The organism is Streptomyces physcomitrii (assembly GCF_012273655.1).
Lineage (GTDB): Bacteria > Actinomycetota > Actinomycetes > Streptomycetales > Streptomycetaceae > Streptomyces > Streptomyces physcomitrii.
In genome coordinates this window covers 64,019-81,683 of the sequence record NZ_JAAWWP010000003.1, presented here as the reverse complement: position 1 = coordinate 81,683, position 17,665 = coordinate 64,019, and the positions used below count along the sequence as shown (strand labels likewise).

General features: G+C 74.0%; 17 protein-coding genes and 3 tRNA genes. 13 read left to right on the top strand and 7 right to left on the bottom strand.

The annotated features are described in order from the left end of the window. Nucleotides 1–349: 349 nt before the first annotated feature. The 7 genes from HFV08_RS06280 to HFV08_RS06250 all read right to left on the bottom strand — a co-directional run bounded on the left by HFV08_RS06280 (nucleotide 350) and on the right by HFV08_RS06250 (nucleotide 3,772). Complete coding sequence (locus HFV08_RS06280; protein ID WP_168536688.1) at nucleotides 350–742, bottom strand: type II toxin-antitoxin system death-on-curing family toxin; 393 nt, start codon at nucleotides 740–742, stop codon at nucleotides 350–352. Then, entirely contained in the window at nucleotides 739–933 is a 195-nt protein-coding gene (locus HFV08_RS06275; RefSeq protein WP_168536686.1) for a YlcI/YnfO family protein, read from the bottom strand. The genes HFV08_RS06280 and HFV08_RS06275 overlap by 4 nt, the downstream gene beginning before the upstream one ends. 199 nt (nucleotides 934–1,132) lie before the next feature. After that, nucleotides 1,133–1,206 (bottom strand) — tRNA-Phe (locus HFV08_RS06270). Nucleotides 1,207–1,233: 27 nt separating this feature from the next. Beyond that, nucleotides 1,234–1,308 (bottom strand) — tRNA-Asp (locus tag HFV08_RS06265). A gap of 45 nt (nucleotides 1,309–1,353) precedes the next feature. Beyond that, nucleotides 1,354–1,426: transfer RNA gene (locus tag HFV08_RS06260), tRNA-Glu, on the bottom strand. Nucleotides 1,427–1,582: 156 nt separating this feature from the next. Continuing rightward, entirely contained in the window at nucleotides 1,583–3,304 is a 1,722-nt protein-coding gene (locus HFV08_RS06255) for a metallophosphoesterase family protein (RefSeq protein WP_168536684.1), read from the bottom strand. Between the two features lie 117 nt (nucleotides 3,305–3,421). Further along, nucleotides 3,422–3,772: a metallopeptidase family protein gene (locus HFV08_RS06250; protein WP_168536682.1), complete on the bottom strand. Its 351-nt coding sequence runs from the start codon at nucleotides 3,770–3,772 to the stop codon at nucleotides 3,422–3,424. 221 nt (nucleotides 3,773–3,993) lie between these two features. On the opposite strand from HFV08_RS06250, the gene HFV08_RS31070 reads away from it, so the two are divergent. The 13 genes from HFV08_RS31070 to mpaP all read left to right on the top strand — a co-directional run bounded on the left by HFV08_RS31070 (nucleotide 3,994) and on the right by mpaP (nucleotide 17,653). After that, nucleotides 3,994–4,518, top strand: coding sequence for a hypothetical protein (locus HFV08_RS31070; RefSeq protein WP_210429932.1), 525 nt, complete (start codon nucleotides 3,994–3,996; stop codon nucleotides 4,516–4,518). Nucleotides 4,519–4,863: 345 nt separating this feature from the next. After that, entirely contained in the window at nucleotides 4,864–7,152 is a 2,289-nt protein-coding gene (locus HFV08_RS06240; RefSeq protein WP_168536680.1) for a DEAD/DEAH box helicase, read from the top strand. Nucleotides 7,153–8,574: 1,422 nt separating this feature from the next. Beyond that, entirely contained in the window at nucleotides 8,575–9,540 is a 966-nt protein-coding gene (locus HFV08_RS06235; RefSeq protein WP_210429931.1) for an LLM class flavin-dependent oxidoreductase, read from the top strand. After that, nucleotides 9,540–10,505 carry a daptide biosynthesis RiPP recognition protein gene (gene mpaB / locus HFV08_RS06230; protein ID WP_168536679.1) on the top strand — a complete coding sequence of 322 codons (966 nt, stop codon included), beginning with the start codon at nucleotides 9,540–9,542 and terminating at the stop codon, nucleotides 10,503–10,505. Before HFV08_RS06235 ends, mpaB begins: the two co-directional genes overlap by 1 nt. Next, nucleotides 10,502–11,326, top strand: a complete 825-nt coding sequence (gene mpaM, locus HFV08_RS06225; protein WP_168536678.1) for a daptide-type RiPP biosynthesis methyltransferase — start codon at nucleotides 10,502–10,504, stop codon at nucleotides 11,324–11,326. The genes mpaB and mpaM overlap by 4 nt, the downstream gene beginning before the upstream one ends. After that, entirely contained in the window at nucleotides 11,323–12,582 is a 1,260-nt protein-coding gene (gene mpaD / locus HFV08_RS06220; protein ID WP_168536677.1) for a daptide-type RiPP biosynthesis aminotransferase, read from the top strand. Before mpaM ends, mpaD begins: the two co-directional genes overlap by 4 nt. Further along, the gene (gene mpaC, locus HFV08_RS06215) at nucleotides 12,579–13,817 is read left to right on the top strand and encodes a daptide-type RiPP biosynthesis dehydogenase (protein WP_168536676.1); all 1,239 of its coding nucleotides are present in this window, start codon (nucleotides 12,579–12,581) and stop codon (nucleotides 13,815–13,817) included. Before mpaD ends, mpaC begins: the two co-directional genes overlap by 4 nt. Continuing rightward, nucleotides 13,814–14,002, top strand: a complete 189-nt coding sequence (locus HFV08_RS06210; RefSeq protein ID WP_040251805.1) for a daptide-type RiPP — start codon at nucleotides 13,814–13,816, stop codon at nucleotides 14,000–14,002. The genes mpaC and HFV08_RS06210 overlap by 4 nt, the downstream gene beginning before the upstream one ends. 43 nt (nucleotides 14,003–14,045) lie before the next feature. Then, on the top strand, nucleotides 14,046–14,234 hold the full coding sequence (locus tag HFV08_RS06205; RefSeq protein WP_040251808.1) for a hypothetical protein: 189 nt from the start codon (nucleotides 14,046–14,048) through the stop codon (nucleotides 14,232–14,234). A 75-nt stretch (nucleotides 14,235–14,309) separates the two neighbouring features. After that, a complete protein-coding gene (locus HFV08_RS06200; protein WP_168536674.1) occupies nucleotides 14,310–14,510 on the top strand; it encodes a hypothetical protein in 201 nt (66 codons plus the stop codon). Continuing rightward, the gene (locus HFV08_RS06195; RefSeq protein ID WP_168536672.1) at nucleotides 14,500–15,243 is read left to right on the top strand and encodes an ABC transporter ATP-binding protein; all 744 of its coding nucleotides are present in this window, start codon (nucleotides 14,500–14,502) and stop codon (nucleotides 15,241–15,243) included. The genes HFV08_RS06200 and HFV08_RS06195 overlap by 11 nt, the downstream gene beginning before the upstream one ends. Further along, nucleotides 15,240–15,986 carry an ABC transporter permease gene (locus tag HFV08_RS06190; RefSeq protein ID WP_168536666.1) on the top strand — a complete coding sequence of 249 codons (747 nt, stop codon included), beginning with the start codon at nucleotides 15,240–15,242 and terminating at the stop codon, nucleotides 15,984–15,986. The genes HFV08_RS06195 and HFV08_RS06190 overlap by 4 nt, the downstream gene beginning before the upstream one ends. Beyond that, a complete protein-coding gene (mpaP, locus tag HFV08_RS06185; protein ID WP_168536664.1) occupies nucleotides 15,983–17,653 on the top strand; it encodes a daptide biosynthesis intramembrane metalloprotease in 1,671 nt (556 codons plus the stop codon). The genes HFV08_RS06190 and mpaP overlap by 4 nt, the downstream gene beginning before the upstream one ends. Nucleotides 17,654–17,665 lie beyond the last annotated feature (12 nt).

The window sequence follows — 17,665 nt, the reverse complement described above, 5'->3', positions numbered from 1 at the left end:
GCGTGGGTACGGGGGCGACCGCCCGGCCGGCGACATCGAGTACCGGGCGGTCGGTACGTATCGCGGGGTCGCCGTCGCCTTGCCGCCGGGTGTTGACGCAGGGGCGAGGCGACGGCGCAGGCGCGTGGCCGACGCGTCCACGCGACCCGGCCAGGGGAGGGTCACGCGCTGGGTCATGGCGCGCGTCGCCGTCCACGGCACCCACGCCCGGTATCCCGGCACACTGCGTGAGGTGCTCGTCCGCCTGGCACAGCTCGGTCTGGTATAGGCCAAAGGAAGTGAACCGGACCCTCGGCGAGACGTCCCGCCGTGCGCGGCTGCGCCTTGCGCGGGTCTTGCCCCGGGGCGGCTAAGGGACCGGGAACCACTCCGCGAGTCGCTTGGCGATGACGGGTACGTCGAGATGGTCCTGGGCGACGGCCTCGACGAAGGGGCCCGCCTCCTCGACCGGCGGGACCGGCCGTCCGGTGGGCAGGCCGTTGACGCGCAGGAAGAAGCGCATGGCGAGCCAGGCGGTGCGCTTGTTGCCGTCGATCAGCGCGTGGTTGCGGGCGAGGGCATGCAGCAGCGCTGCCGCCTTCTCGTGGAGCGTGGGGTACAGCACGGCGCCGAACACGTTGGTGCGTGGCCGCTCGGTGGCCGAGACGAGCAGGCCGAGGTCGCGCACGCTGTGTTCGGTGCCGTTGACCTTGGCCGCGATGGCCAGGATCTCGTCGAGCTGGACGTAGCGGACTTCGCTCACTTCAGGTAGTCCAGGATTTCCGCGTCGGTGTCCGTCAGCTCGGCCAGAATGTCGTGCACATTGAGTTCGGCGCGGGCCTCGGCTTCGCGGATCGCTTCGATGGCGAGCGTCTGCTTACTGCGGCCGGTGCGTTCGGCGCGTGCGGTGAGCTTCGCGTCGAGATCGTCGGGGAGTCGGAGTGTCATCGCCATAAGTGAACGATACCGCGCTGGTATCAGATGCCGCCATGATGCCGGGCTCGGATCGGTGCGGCTGCGAGTAGTGGCACCGAGGACGTCGAGGATGTGGGCTGCGGGCGTGTAGGGAGGTTGCTCTCAGGAGACTGTCGCCGCCCGGGCGGGCAACGAGAACGTCCCGTACGGGATGCCGTACGGGACGTTCTCCTACAGGTGGCTGGGGCCGGGATCGAACCGGCGACCTATCGCTTTTCAGGCGATCGCTCGTACCAACTGAGCTACCCAGCCACGCAGTTCACCGAGGTGAGCTGCAAGCGGTCCTGACGGGATTTGAACCCGCGGCCTCCACCTTGACAGGGTGGCGAGCACTCCAAACTGCTCCACAGGACCAGGCATTGTGTGAGGTGCGGGACAAGTCTCGCACATCGAACTGCGTGCCCCCAACGGGATTCGAACCCGTGCTACCGCCTTGAAAGGGCGGCGTCCTAGGCCGCTAGACGATGAGGGCTATCGGCCCGCCTGGGCGCCGCGGTGAGGCGGCGCGTCGGGGACGTGAGAAGCATATGGGATGCGGCGAGGTATCGCCAAAACGATTGTCGGAGGCCCGAGCGGGTACGCGAAGGCGCCGCTCCGCCCGCTCGGCCGCCCGGCTGCCGGAGCCCGCTCAGCCCCTGTCCGGCCCGGCCTCGGGATCCCCGTCCGCGCCCGAGCGCGTGGCAGGCGGCGGTGGCGGAACCAGAGGGGTGGACAAGGACGGGGACGAAGAGGGGGAGGCAGAGGCAGAAGGGGAGGAAGAGGGGGGCGGGGTCGGGGGGAGGAGGCCGGCGCCGGGCTGGTTCTCCTTGGGGAGGTGGCGGCTGACCTCGGCGGTGGAGAGGCCGAGGCCGCCGAGTTTGATGGCGTCCCAGGCCTGGAGGCGTTTGGTGGAGCGGTCCAGGTAGAGGATCGAGGCCTCGATCGGGTCGGGGTAGGTGCCCTCGACGGCGCGCAGGCCGCTGCCGCCGGTGGAGCCCTCGATGCGCAGCCGGGTGCCGTCCCGCAGCACCTCCATCTCGTTGTGGTGGATGTGCCCGGCGAGGACGAGCGGGACGTGGCCGTCGGTCTGGCGGGCGGCCTCCGGGTTGTGCGCGACCGCGATGTCGACGGGCTTGCCGTCGTCCGCGAGCCGGGCGAGGGCCGCGGCGAGCTGCCTGCCCGCGGTGACCTCCGAGGCGAGGGCCGCGGGGGAGTCGCCCTCGCCCCCGGCGGAGCGGTCCGGGGTGAACTGGGGGTCCCCGATGCCCGCGAAGCGCAGCCCCGCCACCGTCACCGGCCGGCCCTCGTCGAGGATCCGGACGTTCTTCATCTGGCGCAGGTACTCCTGGGTGAGCCGGGAGTCGTGGTTGCCGCGCACCCAGACGTACGGGGCGCCCAGGTCGCGTACCGGGTCGAGGAAGCCGTTCTCCGCCGCGCTGCCGTGGTCCATGGTGTCGCCGGAGTCGACGATCACATCGATGTCGTACTGCTTCACCAGCGAGCCCACGATGTGCCAGGAGGCCGGGTTCAGATGGATGTCGGAGACGTGCAGGACGCGCAGGGTGGTGGGGTCGGGCTGGTAGGCGGGGAGGGTGGAGGTGACGTCGTAGAGCTTGGTGACATTGGTGACCAGGCGCGCCAACTCCTTCTGGTAGACGTCGAATTCGCTGACGATGCTGCGGGCGTCGCCGACCACGTTCGGCGCGGAGGAGAGCAGGCCCGAATACTTCGGTTCCAGTACGGAGTTGGGGTTCCAGGTGGTGGCGGCGAGGGCGCCGGAGCCCGCCAGGAGCACCAGGGAGAGGCCGCCCGCGGCGAGGGCGGGGCGCGGGCGGCGGTAGACGACGAGGGCGAGCACGCCCGCGCCCAGGACGACGGCGGCGCCGGAGCGCACGGCCAGCTCGCGGGTGCCGTCCTCGACGTCGCGGGAGACCTCCTCCTGGAGGCCGGAGAGCCGTTCGGGGTGGTTCACCAGGGCCTCGGAGCGCACCGGGTCGAGGCGGTCCACGTCGACGTCGAGACGGAGCGGGGCCGTGTGGGAGCGCAGGTCGAGGGCGCCGAGCGGGGAGACGTTGATACGGGTGCCGCCGCTGAGCGAGGGCCGCAGGGCCATCCGGGTGTCCATCGGGCCGACCGGCACCGAGGCGCTGCCCGCCGCGAGCAGCCCGAGCCAGGCGCCGAGGACGACGACGGCGCACAGGCCGAGGGCGCGCAGATAGGTGGGGGGTTCGCGCCGGTCGGGCGGGCGCAGTTCCAGGGCGGGGGCGCGGTGGCGGGTGCGGAGCCGTCCGGGGAGTGCGCCGCCGGGGCCGCGAGCGGCGTCCCGCAGACGCCGCGCGAGGTGCTGCAGGCGGGCCGGGGCGCGGACCATTCATCCGATATGCCCGTACGGGGGCCGGGGTATGCGGGGCCAAGGGGGTGCGCCGGAGCGCGCGGCGGCGCACGGGTGTGTGCGGGGGTGTGTGCCGCCGCCCAGGCGCGGGAGCGGTCAGCCCCAGCCGAGTTCGTGCAGGCGGTCGTCCTCGATGCCGAAGTGGTGGGCGATCTCGTGGACGACGGTCACGGCGACCTCCTCCACGACCTCCTCGGCGGTCGCGCAGTAGCGCAGCGTCGGGCCCATGTAGAGGGAGATGCGGTCGGGCAGGACCCCGGCGTACCACTCGCCGCGCTCGGTCAGCGGGGTGCCCTCGTAGAGGCCGAGGAGTTCGGGGTCCTCGGCGGCGGGTTCGTCCTCCACGAAGACGGCCACGTTGTCCATGACCCGGGTCAGCTCGGGCGGGATCCGGTCCAGGGCCTGGGCCACCAGCTCTTCGAAGGCGTCGCGTGTCATCTCCAGCACACCGCCATTGTCCGGGACGCCGAGCGGTACGGGGCCGTCCGGGCGCGGGAATCCGCGCGGCGGGCCGCCGTCCTCGCGCCCCGTGGCGCTCCGGCGGGTGCTACGGGGCGGGCGCGGGGGCGTGTGCGCCGGTGTGTGCGCGGTGCGTGTCCTCTTGTGCGCCAAGTGAGTTGGGCAGGGCCGGAACCTTCCCGTGTCCCCGTCTCCCGGAGGTGGCCGCCGTGCGCCCCTTGCCCCTGACCTTCCGGTTGCCCCACCCCGTACGGCTGACCGCGGCCGCGCTGACCGTGCTCGCCGCCGCGGGCTGCGTGAAAGTCGGCGGGGGCGGCGAGGACCGCCCCGCGGTGCCGGACGGACAGGGCGGCGCCGTCGCCGGGGTGGACGCGGGGGACACGGTCGGGGGCGAGGGCGACCGGGACCGGCGGGGCGGGGACGGCCGCCACGGCGGGCTCGGCAGGCCGAGCCCCGGCGCCTCCGGGGACGCGGCGGAGGACGGGGCCTCGCCGACCGCCGCCGAGCCGGACGGCGACGGGGCCACGGACCGCCCGGGCGGGGGCTCCGGCGGCTCCGCGGGCCGGCCCGGCGGCGGCAACGGCGGTGGCCAGGGCGGGAGTTCGGGCGGGCAGGCGCCCGGACCGGGGCCGGGACCCGAGTCGCCGGGCGGTACGACACCGCCGCCCACCGAGCCCTCGCCGGACCCGAGCGGGGAGCCGCCGGGTACGGAGTCGCCGGTGCCGGCGGGGTGAGCCGGGTCACGGATTCCGCTCGGGTCGGGGAACGTCCCGGGGGCCTCGTTCCGCCCCGGCCAAGGGGCGCTCCGGGAGGCCTCTTTCCGTTGCGGTCGGAGGGTGTCCAGGGCCCTCGTCGCGGCGCTCACCAGCCGGTTTGCTCCTCGGGGGAGGGGGTGCGTATGGTGGTAGATCGTTTGATCCCCTGTGCCCGGCGCACTCCTCACCGTACGAGGACACGAAGCGCGCCGCGTGTGGCGCGTACTCCCCCTAGCCGTGGCTGGACCGCATTGAGGCGGTCGATTGCGAGAACACGGAGTTTTGGGCGCGCGTGCCGAGACTCCGGAAGGTTTCGCATTTCGCATGTCTGTTTCCAGTACTGACCACATCGTCGTGCCCGAGTCCGTCGAGGCCGAAGCGGTCGAGGCGCTCGAGACGGTGGAGGCCGCCGAGGCCGCCGCGCCCGAGACCACCTTCGCCGACCTCGGTCTTCCCGAGGGCGTGGTGCGCAAGCTCGCGCAGAACGGTGTGACCGTCCCGTTCCCGATCCAGGCCGCCACCATCCCGGACGCCCTGGCCGGCAAGGACATCCTCGGCCGCGGCCGCACCGGCTCCGGCAAGACCCTCTCCTTCGGCCTGCCGCTGCTCGCCACCCTGTCCGGCGGCTACACCGAGAAGAAGCGCCCGCGCGGACTGATCCTCACCCCGACCCGCGAGCTGGCCATGCAGGTCGCCGACGCCCTCCAGCCCTACGGCGACGTACTGGGCCTGAAGATGAAGGTCGTCTGCGGCGGCACCTCGATGGGCAACCAGATCTACGCCCTGGAGCGCGGCGTCGACATCCTGGTCGCCACCCCGGGCCGGCTGCGCGACATCATCAACCGCGGCGCCTGCTCCCTGGAGCAGGTCCAGGTCGCCGTCCTCGACGAGGCCGACCAGATGTCCGACCTGGGCTTCCTGCCCGAGGTCACCGAGCTGCTCGACCAGATCCCCGGCGGCGGCCAGCGCATGCTGTTCTCCGCGACCATGGAGAACGAGATCTCCACCCTGGTCAAGCGCTACCTGAACAGCCCGGTCACGCACGAGGTGGACGCCGCCCAGGGCGCCGTCACCACGATGACCCACCACATCCTGGTGGTGAAGCCGCGCGACAAGGCGCCGGTGACCGCCGCGATCGCCGCCCGCAAGGGCCGCACCATCATCTTCGTCCGCACCCAGCTGGGCGCCGACCGCATCGCCGAGCAGCTGCGCGACGCCGGGGTGAAGGCCGACGCGCTGCACGGCGGCATGACCCAGGGCGCGCGCACCCGCACCCTCGCCGACTTCAAGGACGGCTACGTCAACGCGCTCGTCGCGACCGACGTCGCCGCCCGCGGCATCCACGTCGACGGCATCGACCTGGTGCTCAACGTCGACCCCGCCGGTGACCACAAGGACTATCTGCACCGCTCCGGCCGTACGGCCCGCGCGGGGCGCTCGGGCACCGTCGTCTCGCTCTCGCTGCCGCACCAGCGCCGCCAGATCTTCCGGCTGATGGAGGACGCGGGCGTGGACGCCTCGCGCCACATCGTCGGCGGCGGCGGGGTCTTCGACCCGGAGGTCGCCGAGATCACCGGCGCCCGTTCGATGACCGAGGTGCAGGCCGAGGCCGCGGGCAACTCCGCCAAGCAGGCCGAGCGCGAGGTCGCCGAGCTGACCCGTGAGCTGGAGCGCGCCCAGCGCCGCGCCGCCGAACTCCGCGAGGAGGCCGACCGGTTGACCGTCCGGGCGGCCCGCGAGCGCGGCGAGGACCCGGCCGAGGCCGTGGCCGTCGCGGCGCGGCCGGAGGGTGCCGAGAGCACCGAGGGCGCGGTGGCCGAGGCCGCCGTGTCGGTGCCGGAGCAGCCCGCCGCCGAGGCCGTGGACCGTTCCGCGGAGGCCGAGCGGCCCGCCGCGCGCACGGTCCGCGAGGAGCGCTCCTCCTACGACCGCCGGGACGACCGTCGCGACGACCGCGGCGGCTTCCGCCGGGACGACCGCCGGGACGGTGACCGTGGTGGCTTCAACCGCGACCGCGGTGGCGACCGTGGTGGCTTCCGCCGCGATGACCGTCGTGACGGTGACCGTGGCGGGTTCCGCCGGGACAACGACCGGGGTGGCTTCAACCGTGACCGCGGCAACGACCGCGGCAACGACCGTGGCGGCTTCCGTCGCGACGACCGCCGGGACGACCGCGGTGGCTTCCGCCGGGACGACCGCCGTGACGACCGGGGCGGCCGCTCCTTCGACCGCCGCGAGGACCGCGACCGCGGTGACCGGGGCGGCTTCAACCGCGACCGCGGCAACGACCGCGGCGGCTTCCGCCGGGACGACCGTCGTGACGGTGACCGTGGCGGGTTCCGCCGGGACGACGAGCGGGGTGGCTTCAACCGTGACCGCGGTGGCGACCGTGGCGGCTTCCGCCGGGACGACCGCGGCGGCCACCGCGCCGGGGACCGCCCGTACAACCGCGACCGCCGCGACGACCGCCCCGCGGGCGGCCACCGCTCCGGCGGCCACGACCGCCCCTTCGGCCGCCGTGACGACCACCGGGGCGGCAACGCCCCCTCCTCCTCGACGTCCTCCTTCGGCCGCCGCGAGGACAAGCCGCGCTGGAAGCGCAACGGCAGCTGAGGACGTGAGCCGCGGCGACGGCCGCAGCCGCAGCCGCCGCTGAGACCCTCCGGGGTCCTCAGGGGCGGGGCGGCGCACAGCACAGCACCGCAGCAGCGCGGAGCACACAGCAGAGCAGCACAGCACGGGCGGGGCCCGGTGCCAGGACCAACCTCCTGGCACCGGGCCCCGCCCGTTCGCGTCCCCGTCCGGTCCCGCCTTGCCGCGTCCTCGTCCGGTCCCGCCTTGCCGCGTCCTCGCGCGCCCGCGTCCGTACGTCCGTCTGCACCATCTGTACGCGCGGTTCTACGGGACACGACGCGGCGCGGCAGGACGTGACGCGGCAGGACGTGACGCGGCAGGACGTGACGCGGCGGGAAGCGACGCGGCGGGAAGCGAGGCGACGACGGCGGGACAGGACGGCATGTGCCCCGTCCCCGAGGCCCCAACTCCCGTGCCAGGCCGCCACGGTCACTGACCGTACTCGCCGGAAGCATCACCTTCGGTGAGAGATGCCGGTGGTAGGGGACCGCGAGAAGAATTCCGAAACCGAAATCCGCGCCGCGGAACCGGAATGAGTTGAGGGCCCTCTTCCCTCGAAGTCCGTCTCCCTGGCGGGGACTTGGCGATCGTCACGCGGGTAAAGCGTGAGTAATGCACTACGCAGTGCAATCGATCCGACCTGCTGTTCCGTGTGGGTTGAGCGAGAACGAGTGACCTGCGTCACTCTCTCTCCGGAAAATTGAATCCTGCGTTCCCGTGTGAGAAGTTTTGTGCGTCGCGCCGGATCCCCGCGGAGGGGGCGGCGTGGGATCGCCGATTTTTTCCGGTGATCGTGCTCGACTTCCGAATGACCGCGGAAAGTCGGAGCTTCGGATGGTGCGCCGTGTGCGCAGGGGGAATTCCTGCCCGTGGCCGCGCTGCCGATCGGATGCTCCCTCGGGAGCCTGGCAAGTCGTGTGTGGGGGATCTCGTGAGTGCTGGTGACCGATGCCGTCGTCGTCGATGTATGCCCTGGCAGAGCCGCACCTGGGCCTAGTGCCGCAAGGTGGGGCCAGTGGGCCGGCCCACCGGGCGGACCACGGCTGATGCCGGGTCCTCGCGGTGCCAAGTCCGCTGTGGGGTACGGGAGTTGAGGGTGGACCGCAGGGCGGTTCGGCCGTCCGCCGGGGGCTTTCCCCGGTGTTCGGGAATACCGGTCTCCCCGGTGGACCGCTGACGCTGCGCCCTCTCCGTGCCGCCCTTTGCCGCGGTGGTTTTCTCTGTGGTGGTTTCCCTGAGGGGAGTTCCTTCGGCATGCCGGGGAGCTGCCTTTTCCGGTGCTGCCTTTCCGCGCTGTTTCTCCGTGGGTGCTGTTGTGCTCCGCATGCTTCAACAGCCTTCTGTGCAAAGGGAATTGGTGTCCGTCGAGCCCTTTCGGGCCTGCTCCAGGAAATCGGGTTCATGAAGACTTCGGTGATGCTGCCGTTCGTTCCGAAACGGCCCGAACAGGCGCTGCCCTTCGCCGGGTTGGTGTCCTGGTCCTCCGCCGCCCGGCTGTGGCAGGGGCAGGGACTGCTCACCGAGGGTCACCATGTCTACAGCTACCTCGCGGGCGCGGGCTTCCGCTTCCCGGTCGGCTTCGGCGTCTCCCTGATGCCCTTCCGGCACCCCTACGACGCCGCCGTGCAGGCCCGGTCCCTCGCGCTGACCACCGGGCAGCCGGTCGTCGCCGGGTTCGGGCCGGGGGCGCTGCAACTCCAGCGCTCGGTGCTCGGCAGGGAGTACGCCAGCCAGCTGGGCGCCTGCCGCGAGTACCTCGGTGCCGTACGCAGGCTGCTGGACGGCGAGGTGCTCGACTTCTCGGGGGACCACTTCGAGGTGCACGGGCAGCTCCAGCCCTACCCCTCGCCGCCGGTGGAGGTCGGCCTCGGGGTGCTGCGCAAGGGCGCCGCGAAGGTCGCCGGGGAGGTCGCCGACGCGGCGATCACCTGGCTGACCCCGGCGCCCTACCTCGCCGGGACGCTGGCCCCCGCGCTCGCGGAGGGCGCGGCCCGGGCCGAGCGCCCCGCGCCCCGGGTCGTGGCGATCGTCCCGGTGGCGCTGGCCGCCGGGGACCGCGACCCGGTGCGGCTCGCGCTCGCCAGCAACAAGCCGCACCTCTCGCTGCCGCACTACCAGAGCATGCTGCGCGCCGGCGGCCTGGAGATCACCGGCGACCCGGCGCTCGACGCCCGGGAGCTGGTCGCCCACGACGGCTTCCTCTACGGCGGCGAGGAGGAGCTGACCGAGAAGCTCCTCGCCTACCGGGACGCCGGAGCCGACGAGGTGGTCCTCAACGTCACCGGCGTCTCCGCGGTGTACGGCCCGGAGGTCGCCGTACGCGAACTCGCCGCGATCCTGCGGCACTTCGAGAAGGCGAGCGCCTGATGAACCCCTATAAGCAGCATCTGATGTCCTGGGTCACGGGCCGCGCCTTCGGGCTGCGTCCCGGCGGGCAGGGTGCGGCCACCGTGGTCGCCGAGGACGCGGCCGCGCTCCACCGGGCCCTGGGCGAGGGCCTGGTGGGCGCCGGGAGCCTGGTGTTCGCGCCGCCGGGGGCCGAGGCGCCGGGTGCCGCCGCCGTGGTGCCCTACCGGGGTTCCCTCGTGGAGGCGGGCGCCGAGGCGCAGTTCGGGGAGGACTTCTTCCTCCAGGTGCAGGCGTACAGCATCGCGGGCTTCCTCGCCCTGCTGGGCCCGACCGCGCTGCGGATCACCGAGGACGAGGACGCCGAGGCCTTCCTCGCGGACGCCGACTCCGCGCTGAACGAGGGCAGTTGGCCCGAGGTGCTCACCAACCCGGCGGTGCAGCTCGCGGAGGTGCGCACCCTCGGCGGCGCCGCGCCCCTGGACGGCCCCGGCCTCCGGCTCTACCTGGACCGGGCGGGGGAGGCCCGAACCGGCGCCCTGGGCACGCCACTCGGGCACGCCGGGGAGACCGGCGCCTTGGGCCCCGAGCAGCTGCCGGTCGCCGCCGAGCTGCGGCGCGAGGTGGCCGGGCGCCCCTGGCTCGGCCGCTTCCACGCGGCGGTGCAGGCGCTCCAGTCGCTGCGCGCCCGCGGCCACGAGGGCGCCGAGGTCTCCGGCTTCGGACTGCGCTTCAACAGCCACCTGGACACCGGCCCCGAGGCCCCGGACCTGGCGCTGCCGGGAGCGCCCGTACTGCTGCGCTCCGGTGCGGAGTTCTTCGTCTACGAGCCGGACGGCGGGCGGACCTTCCAGGCGGGCGCCGAGGCCGCGCTGACCCTCGAACGCGCCCTGGTGCGGCCCGAGGAGGCCGAGGACGGCACGGCCTGGGCGCAGGCCCGCAGCTTCCTGGACCGCGGATCCGCCCCCGCCGGGGCCGCCGTATGAGCGCCCCCGCCGAGGCGCTGCCCGCCCAGCTCGCCGGCAGTGCCGCCGCCCGGGCGGTGGCCGCGCTGCCCGCCGACACCCTGGTCTGCGACATGTACGAGCCGCGCGGGGCGGAGATCTACCACGACTTCACCCTGGGGGACACCTCCGAGGTGCGGGACATCCTGCGCGAGGTGCGGGCCTCCACCGGCACCGTCCTCGAACTCGCCGCGGGCTCCGGCCGGTTGACCTTCCCGCTGCTCGGCCTGCGCCGCGAACTGCTCGCCGTGGACCTGTCCGAGTCCATGCTCGCCCTGCTGCGCGAGCGCCTGGCCCTGCTGCCCGCCGCCGCGGCCGCCCGGTGCACCGCCGTGCGGGGCGACATCACCACCTACGCGGCACCCGAGCCGGTCGGCGCCGCCGTGCTCGGCACCACCTCGGTCTCACTGCTCGGCCGCGCGCGGCGGCAGGCGATGCTGCGGCGCACCTGGCAGAACCTCGCCCCCGGCGGCATCTTCGTCCTGACGACCGCTCAGATCAGCGCGGACGCGGGCGACCTGGCCGAGCGGGCGCTCCAGGTGCGGGGCGCCTCCGGCAGCTCCTACCAGGTGCACGATCTCGTCGCCCCCGACCGCGCCGGGCGCTACACCGTGGTGCTCGGCCCCGACGGCGGGCCCGGGGTGCCGCGCACCGTCTGTCACTCGTACATCCGGGTCGTCCCGCTCGCCGAACTCACCGCGGACCTCACCGCCGCCGGGTTCACCGTCGAGCACACCGCCACCCTGCCCGGCGAGCGCTACGCCGCCGCGCTGGTCCGCGCACGGAAGGAGGGAGCACGATGACCGGCAGCCTGTGGCCGATGATGATGCCGCTCGCCGAGGCGGACGACGACAGCATCTGCGTGGTCGGCGCCGAGGGCCACCGGGTCCGCTACGCCGACGGCAACGAGGTGCTCTGCGGCACCAGCGGACTGTGGAACGCCAACCTCGGCTACGGCAACGAGGCGATCGCCCGGGCGGTCGCACAGGCGCTGCGCACCCACTCGTACGCGGGCGTCTTCCGCTACGAGAACGGGCCCGCCCGGAAGGCCGCCGGTGAACTGCTCGCCGCGCACCCGCACGACTTCGCCCGGGTGGTCTTCTCGGTCTCCGGCGGCAGCGCCAACGACCTGGTGATGAAGCTGGCCCGGCAGTACCACGAACTCGGCGGCGAGGGCGGCCGCAAGCTGGTGGTCGGCCTGAAGGACGGCTACCACGGGCTGACCTTCGGGGCGCACGCCCTCACCGGCGAGGACCTCGGCCAGCGCGCCTACGGGGTGGACACCCGCCTGGTGCGCCATCTGCCCGCCAACGACGAGGCCGCCCTCGACAAGCTCTTCGCCGCCCTCGGCCGCCAGATCGCCGCGGTGGTGGTGGAGCCGGTGCTCGGCAACGGCGCCGTCGAACTCTCCGCGTCCTTCCTGGCCCGGCTCGGCGCCCTCGCCGAGGAGAGCGGCGCCCTGCTCGTCGCCGACGAGGTCGCCACCGGCTTCGGCCGCACCGGCGAGATGTTCGCCTCCGGCACCTGGGGCCGCCCGCCGGACGTGGTGCTCGCCTCCAAGGGCCTGACCAACGGCACCATGGCGGCCTCCGCGCTGCTGGTCAACTCCCGTGTCGCGGACCGCTTCTCGTCCACCGGGGCGCTGCTCCTGCACGGCGAGACCCAGGGCGGCACCGCGGTCACCGCCGCCGCGGTGAGCGCCACCCTCGCCGAGTTCGAGCGGCTGAAGGCGGTGGAGTCGGGGCGCGCGGTCGCCGCCGCCCTGGACACCGCGCTCGCCGACTGGCAGCGCACCGACGCCCGGGTACGGGGCTTCCGCGGCCGGGGCTGCTTCCGCGCCGTCGAGCTCGCCGACCCGCGCGAGCCCGGCGCCCCCCTCGACCCGCGGCAGGTGCCCGCGCTGATCCGGCACATCCGGCGGGCGGGCGCCGCGGTGCACGGCGGACCGCACGGCATCCAGCTGATCCCGGCGCTCACCTACAGCGCCGCCGAGGTCGGGGAGCTGCTCGCCGCCGTTCGCGCCGGGCTGGACGCGCACAGCGGGGCAGCGGCGGCATGACCCTCGTCAACAGGTGCCGGGTGCACCGGGGACTCGACGCGCTGCCGCGGCTCGCGGCAGGCGGCACCGGACCCGTGCTCCTCGTGCACGACGCGGCCCTGGACGGCAACCCGGGCCTGGCCGCCTGCCACCGGCTGCTCGCACAGAGCGGGGCGCCGGTGCGGGTGGTGCCGGTGCCGGGCGCCTGTTCGCTGGACGACGCGCGGGCGCTGGCGCCGCGGCTCACCGGCGGCCGCCTGGTGGTGGCCGTCGGCGGCGGCTCGCTGCTCGACACCGCCAAGCTCGCCCTCGCGGTGGCCGATCCGCTGGTGGCCCGGATCCTCGCGGCGCCGCAGCGCAGCGGCTGGGTGCTCGGCCCGGACCGCCCGCGCCCGGTGCCGCTGGCCGCCGTCCCCACCACGCTGGGCACCGCCGCCGAGGTCAGCGGCATCGTCAGCTACGTACACCAAGAGCAGAAACGTGCCTTCACCAGTCTCGCCCTGCAACCCGAGGCGGCGCTGCTCGACGCCCGCTGCACCGAGGGCCTGCCCGGGCACCTGCTGGTCGAGGGCGCCCTGGAGCTGATCCTGCGCGGCGTCGGCCCGGTCGCCGGGAGCACCGGGCCCTGGACGGCGGCCGACGAGGCGGCGCTCGGGCTCGGCGCCGAGGCCGCCGCCCTGCTGACCGGCATCGGCGCCACCGGGGCGGCCACGGCGGCCGAGCGCACCGCGCTCGCCGAGCTGAGCGTGGCCACCCAGGAGGCCCAACTCCTCCAGGACCGGCTGCCGTTCACGGTGAAGGTCTGGTTCCTGGCCAACAACCTCGCGCACCGCCTCGGCCTGCGGAAGATGACCGCCCTCGCCAACCTGGTCCCCGGCTACTGGCGCCACCTCGCCGCCCGGGACGCGGCCGGGGCCGACCGCGTCGCCCGGACCTGGGCCGCCCTGCGCGGCGCGGTCCTCGCGGCCTCGCCCACCGCGCCCGCCCCGCTGCCCGCCGACCCCGCCGAGGGCTTCGCCGCCTGGCTCGCGCTGCTCGGCGTCACCCCGGCGCCCGCGCCCGCCCCCGCCGACACCGAGGCGGTCGTCGCCTCCTGCCTGCGGATGTGGGGCGGCGGACTGCCGATGCTCGCCGGGCTCGGCGCCGCCGAACTGCGCCTGCTCCTCGGCGACTTGCGCGTACTGCGCCCACCGACTCCCGCGTACCGCGCGGGTGCACTGATCACATCTCACCGCGGGGGGAGGAAAACACCATGAACGACATCCTCGAACTGGACAAGGCCGCGCACGAGAGCGCCGCCCTGGAGCTGGGTCTGCAGGAGCTGGAGACCCTGGAGGCTCCGGGTCTGTGGACGAACGTCGGCATCTCGGTCGGCGTCGTCTCGGCGAGCGCCGCCGCGTACGGCAGCTACGCGCTGACCGCCGCCACGATCGCCACCTGAGCCCGCTGACCGACAGTCCGCCTTGTACAGCAAGGAGAACAACATGAAGAGCACCGAAGGGGCCTTCCAGGAGTCCGGCCTCGAGCTGGCGCTCCAGGAGCTGGAGACCCTGGAGGCCCCCGGCTTCTGGACCGGCGTCTCCACCGGCTTCAAGGCGACCGCCGCCGTGGTCTCGGTGGCGGGCGCCAGCGCCGCCGCCTACACGGCGATCAGCGCGGTCGTCACCACCTGATCATCAGGTCGTAGCGGCTGGGGCAACGCGCGGTGCCCCAGCCGGCACGGCCCTCGTACGACAGCTTGGAGAATCATGAACGAGCAAGGCACGGCGACGCCCCGGGCGGCCGGACCGGCTCTGCTCGCCCTCGTCGCGGCAGTCGGCGTCATCGCCGTACTCCTGCTCGGGGACGCGTGGAGCGGCTGGGCCGTCTACCCGTTGCTGACGGTCGGCGTCCTCGTCGTCGCGGGCTCCCTGGGAGCCCTGGTGAAGGTGTTGCGCCATGACGGCTGACCGGGGATCCGCACCGGCCGGGCCGCCGGTCATCAGCGTGCGCGGCCTGTCGAAGTCCTACGGCGACCGGCAGGTGCTCGGCGACGTCTCCTTCGACGTGCCGCGGGGCCGCGTGGTCGGACTGCTCGGCCGCAACGGCGCCGGCAAGACCACGCTGATGAAGTCGCTGCTCGGCACCGCCACCGTGGACAGCGGCAGCGTCGAGATCTTCGGTGCCGCCCCGGGACCCGGCCACGCCCAGCGGGTCGGCGTCGCCATGGACGGCATCGGCTTCTACCCGGCGGCCACCGTCCGCAGGGAACTCGCCCTCTGGGCAACGGCCCTGGGCGTGCCCAAGCGCCGCATCCGCGACGTGATCGACCTGGTCGAGCTGACCGGCCACGAGCGCCAGCGCTGCGCCAAGCTGTCCACCGGGCAGCGCCAGCGGCTGCGCCTGGCCACCGCCCTGCTCGTCCCGGGCGTCGAGCTGCTCATGCTCGACGAGCCCGCCAACGGCCTGGACCCGGACGGCATCCGCTGGGTCCGCCGCTTCATCAAGGACATGGCCGCCTCCGGCAAGACCGTCCTGGTCTCCAGCCACCAGCTCTCCGAGATGGAGAACACCGTGGACGACGTCCTGCTGCTCGACAAGGGCCGCCTGGTGCACACCGGTTCACTGCACGAGTTCACCGCGGGCGGCCGATTCGCCCTGGAGGACCGCTTCTTCGAGGTCGTGGGAGGGATACGGGCATGAGCGGACCGGCACAGCACTTCCGCGCCGAACTGATGAAGACCGGCACCGGCCGGGCCACCCTCGGCTCGCTGCTCGGCGGCGCCCTGTGGTGCGCCCTGACCGGCTACGGCTACTACGCGCAGGGCCGCGACGACGCCGCCGCCCTCGCCTCCGGCGCCGTCACCGGCGACATCATCCGCGGCTGGATGATGATGCTGCTCTTCTCGGCGATCACCTGCGCCCTGATCGTCACCCGCGACGTCTCCGGCGGCACCCTCGCCCGCGCCGTGCTCAGCTACGGCGGCCGGGGCCGGGTCTTCCTCGCCAAGCTGCTCGCCGCGCTCGCCACCTCGGCGCTCTTCGCGGTGGTCGCGGTCGGCGGCGCGCTCGCCAACTGGGCGCTCGCGGCCCGCTCCACCGAGACCGACCTGGTCTGGAACGCCGAGTCCACCAAGACCCTGCTCGGCGTCGCCGCCTGCGTCCTGCTCTCCGGGCTCTGGGGCCTGATGACGGGCTGGCTGGTGCGCAACCAGACCCTCGCCGTGCTCAGCGTCCTGGTCCTGATGGTCGGCATCGAACCGGCGGTGCAGCGCTTCGCGCCCGAGGCCGCGCAGTTCCTCTTCACCATCGCGCTGAGCAGCCTGTACCGCGACCCCAAGCCGGACCTGCTGCCGGTCGCCGCGGCCGCGCTCGTCTCGGTGGTCTGGGTGGCCGCGCTCACCGCCGCCGCCCGCGTCTCGCTGCTGCGCAGGGACATCGGATGAGCCTCACCCAGGTGCTCCGCCGCCGCCCCGGGCCCCCGCGGCAGGAGCCGGGCACCGCCCACCTGCGGCGCCCGCGCCTGACCACGGGCGTACGGGTGCACCCGCCGGTGGCGGACGGCGAGCCCTGGGTGATGCAGCGCGGCGAGCACCAGTACTTCCGGATCGGCGCCGACCTCGCGCGGCTGGCCCGCGCCCTCGACGGCACCGGCGACGCGGAGTCCCTCGCCGCCCGCCTCGGCCCGCCCTGGAGCGCGGCCGCCGTCCGGCAGGCGGTCACCACCCTGGACCGGGCGCAGCTGCTCGCCCCCACCGTCCGCGCGCCCGGGCGGCACCGCAGGATCCGCCGCTGGAAGTACGTGCCGCCGCTCACCTTCCAGCTGGCCGTGGTCCGCTCCGGGGACGCCGCCGCCCGCCGGATCAACTCGCTGCGGCTCGCCCCGCCCCGGGTGCTCGGCTGGCTGGTGGCCGCCCTCGCGGCGCTCGGCACCGCGGTGCTCCTGGCCCGGCACGCGCAGGTGGCGCACGTCCTCGGCAGCCCGGTGTCGATGGGCACCCTCGGCACCGTCCTCGCCGGGGTCTTCGTGACCACCGTCGCCCACGAGTTCGGCCACGCCTGCCTGCTCGCCCACTACGGCGGCAGGCCGGGCCGGATGGGCGTCATGCTCTTCTACTTCTCGCCCGCGATGTTCTGCGACGTCTCCGACTCCTGGCGGCTCAACCACCTCCGGCGCGCCAAGGTCTCCCTCGCGGGCATCGCCGTCCAGGCCGGGGTCAGCGGCGCCGCGGCCTCGGCGGCCGGCCTGGTCGGGCACGGCACCGCCGGGGACACCCTGCTGCTGTTCTCCCTGGTCAACGCGGCGGCCGCGGTCGTCAACCTGGTGCCCTTCGTCAAGCTCGACGGCTATATCGCCCTGATGAGCTACCTCAACCGCCCCAACCTCCGGGACGCCGCGCTCGGTTCACTGCGCGAGGGCTTCGTGGCGCTGCTCGCCGCCAAGCCGTACCGGGTCAAGGGCCCCGGCTGGCTGCCGCTGTTCGGCCTCGGCTGCCTGCTCACCCCGATGGTGCTCGTGGTGCGCGGACTCGGGCAGTGGCTGGACGCGCTGATGTCGCTCGGCACCTTCGGCGCGATGCTCTCCAGCTGCGTCGCGGGCATGCTGCTCCTGGTCGCGGTCAAGACCGTCCGCGGACTCCTGAAGTCCTTCCGCGGCAACCGCCCGCGCCCGCTGCGCCTCGCCCTGCTCGCCGTGCTGCTCGCCGCCCTCGCCCTCGGCAGCACCCAACTGCGCCTGTCCAGCAGCCAGGTGGCCTCCTACGAAGTCACCCGCGACGGCGCCGTCCACCTCTACGTACCCTCCGGCGCCGAACTCCAGCCGGTGCGGCCCGGCGACCGGGTCGAGCTGCAGCGGGCCGGGATGATGCTGCGCCGCACCCTCGGCACCGGCACCGTCGGCACCGCCGCCGCCCGCGAGGCCTCCGTACCGCTCGGCGGTCTGATCCCGGTCACCGCCGACAACCTCCGCATCCGGGGCAAGCGCTACCCGCTGCGGCTCGACCACCCGCTGCCCCCCGGACGCGGCAGCGCCCGGCTGCACGCCCGCTCGATGCCGCTCCCGCGCTGGGCCTACGAGCGCCTCCTGGTGCCGTTCGCGGCGCCGTTCCACTGACAGGGCCAGGAC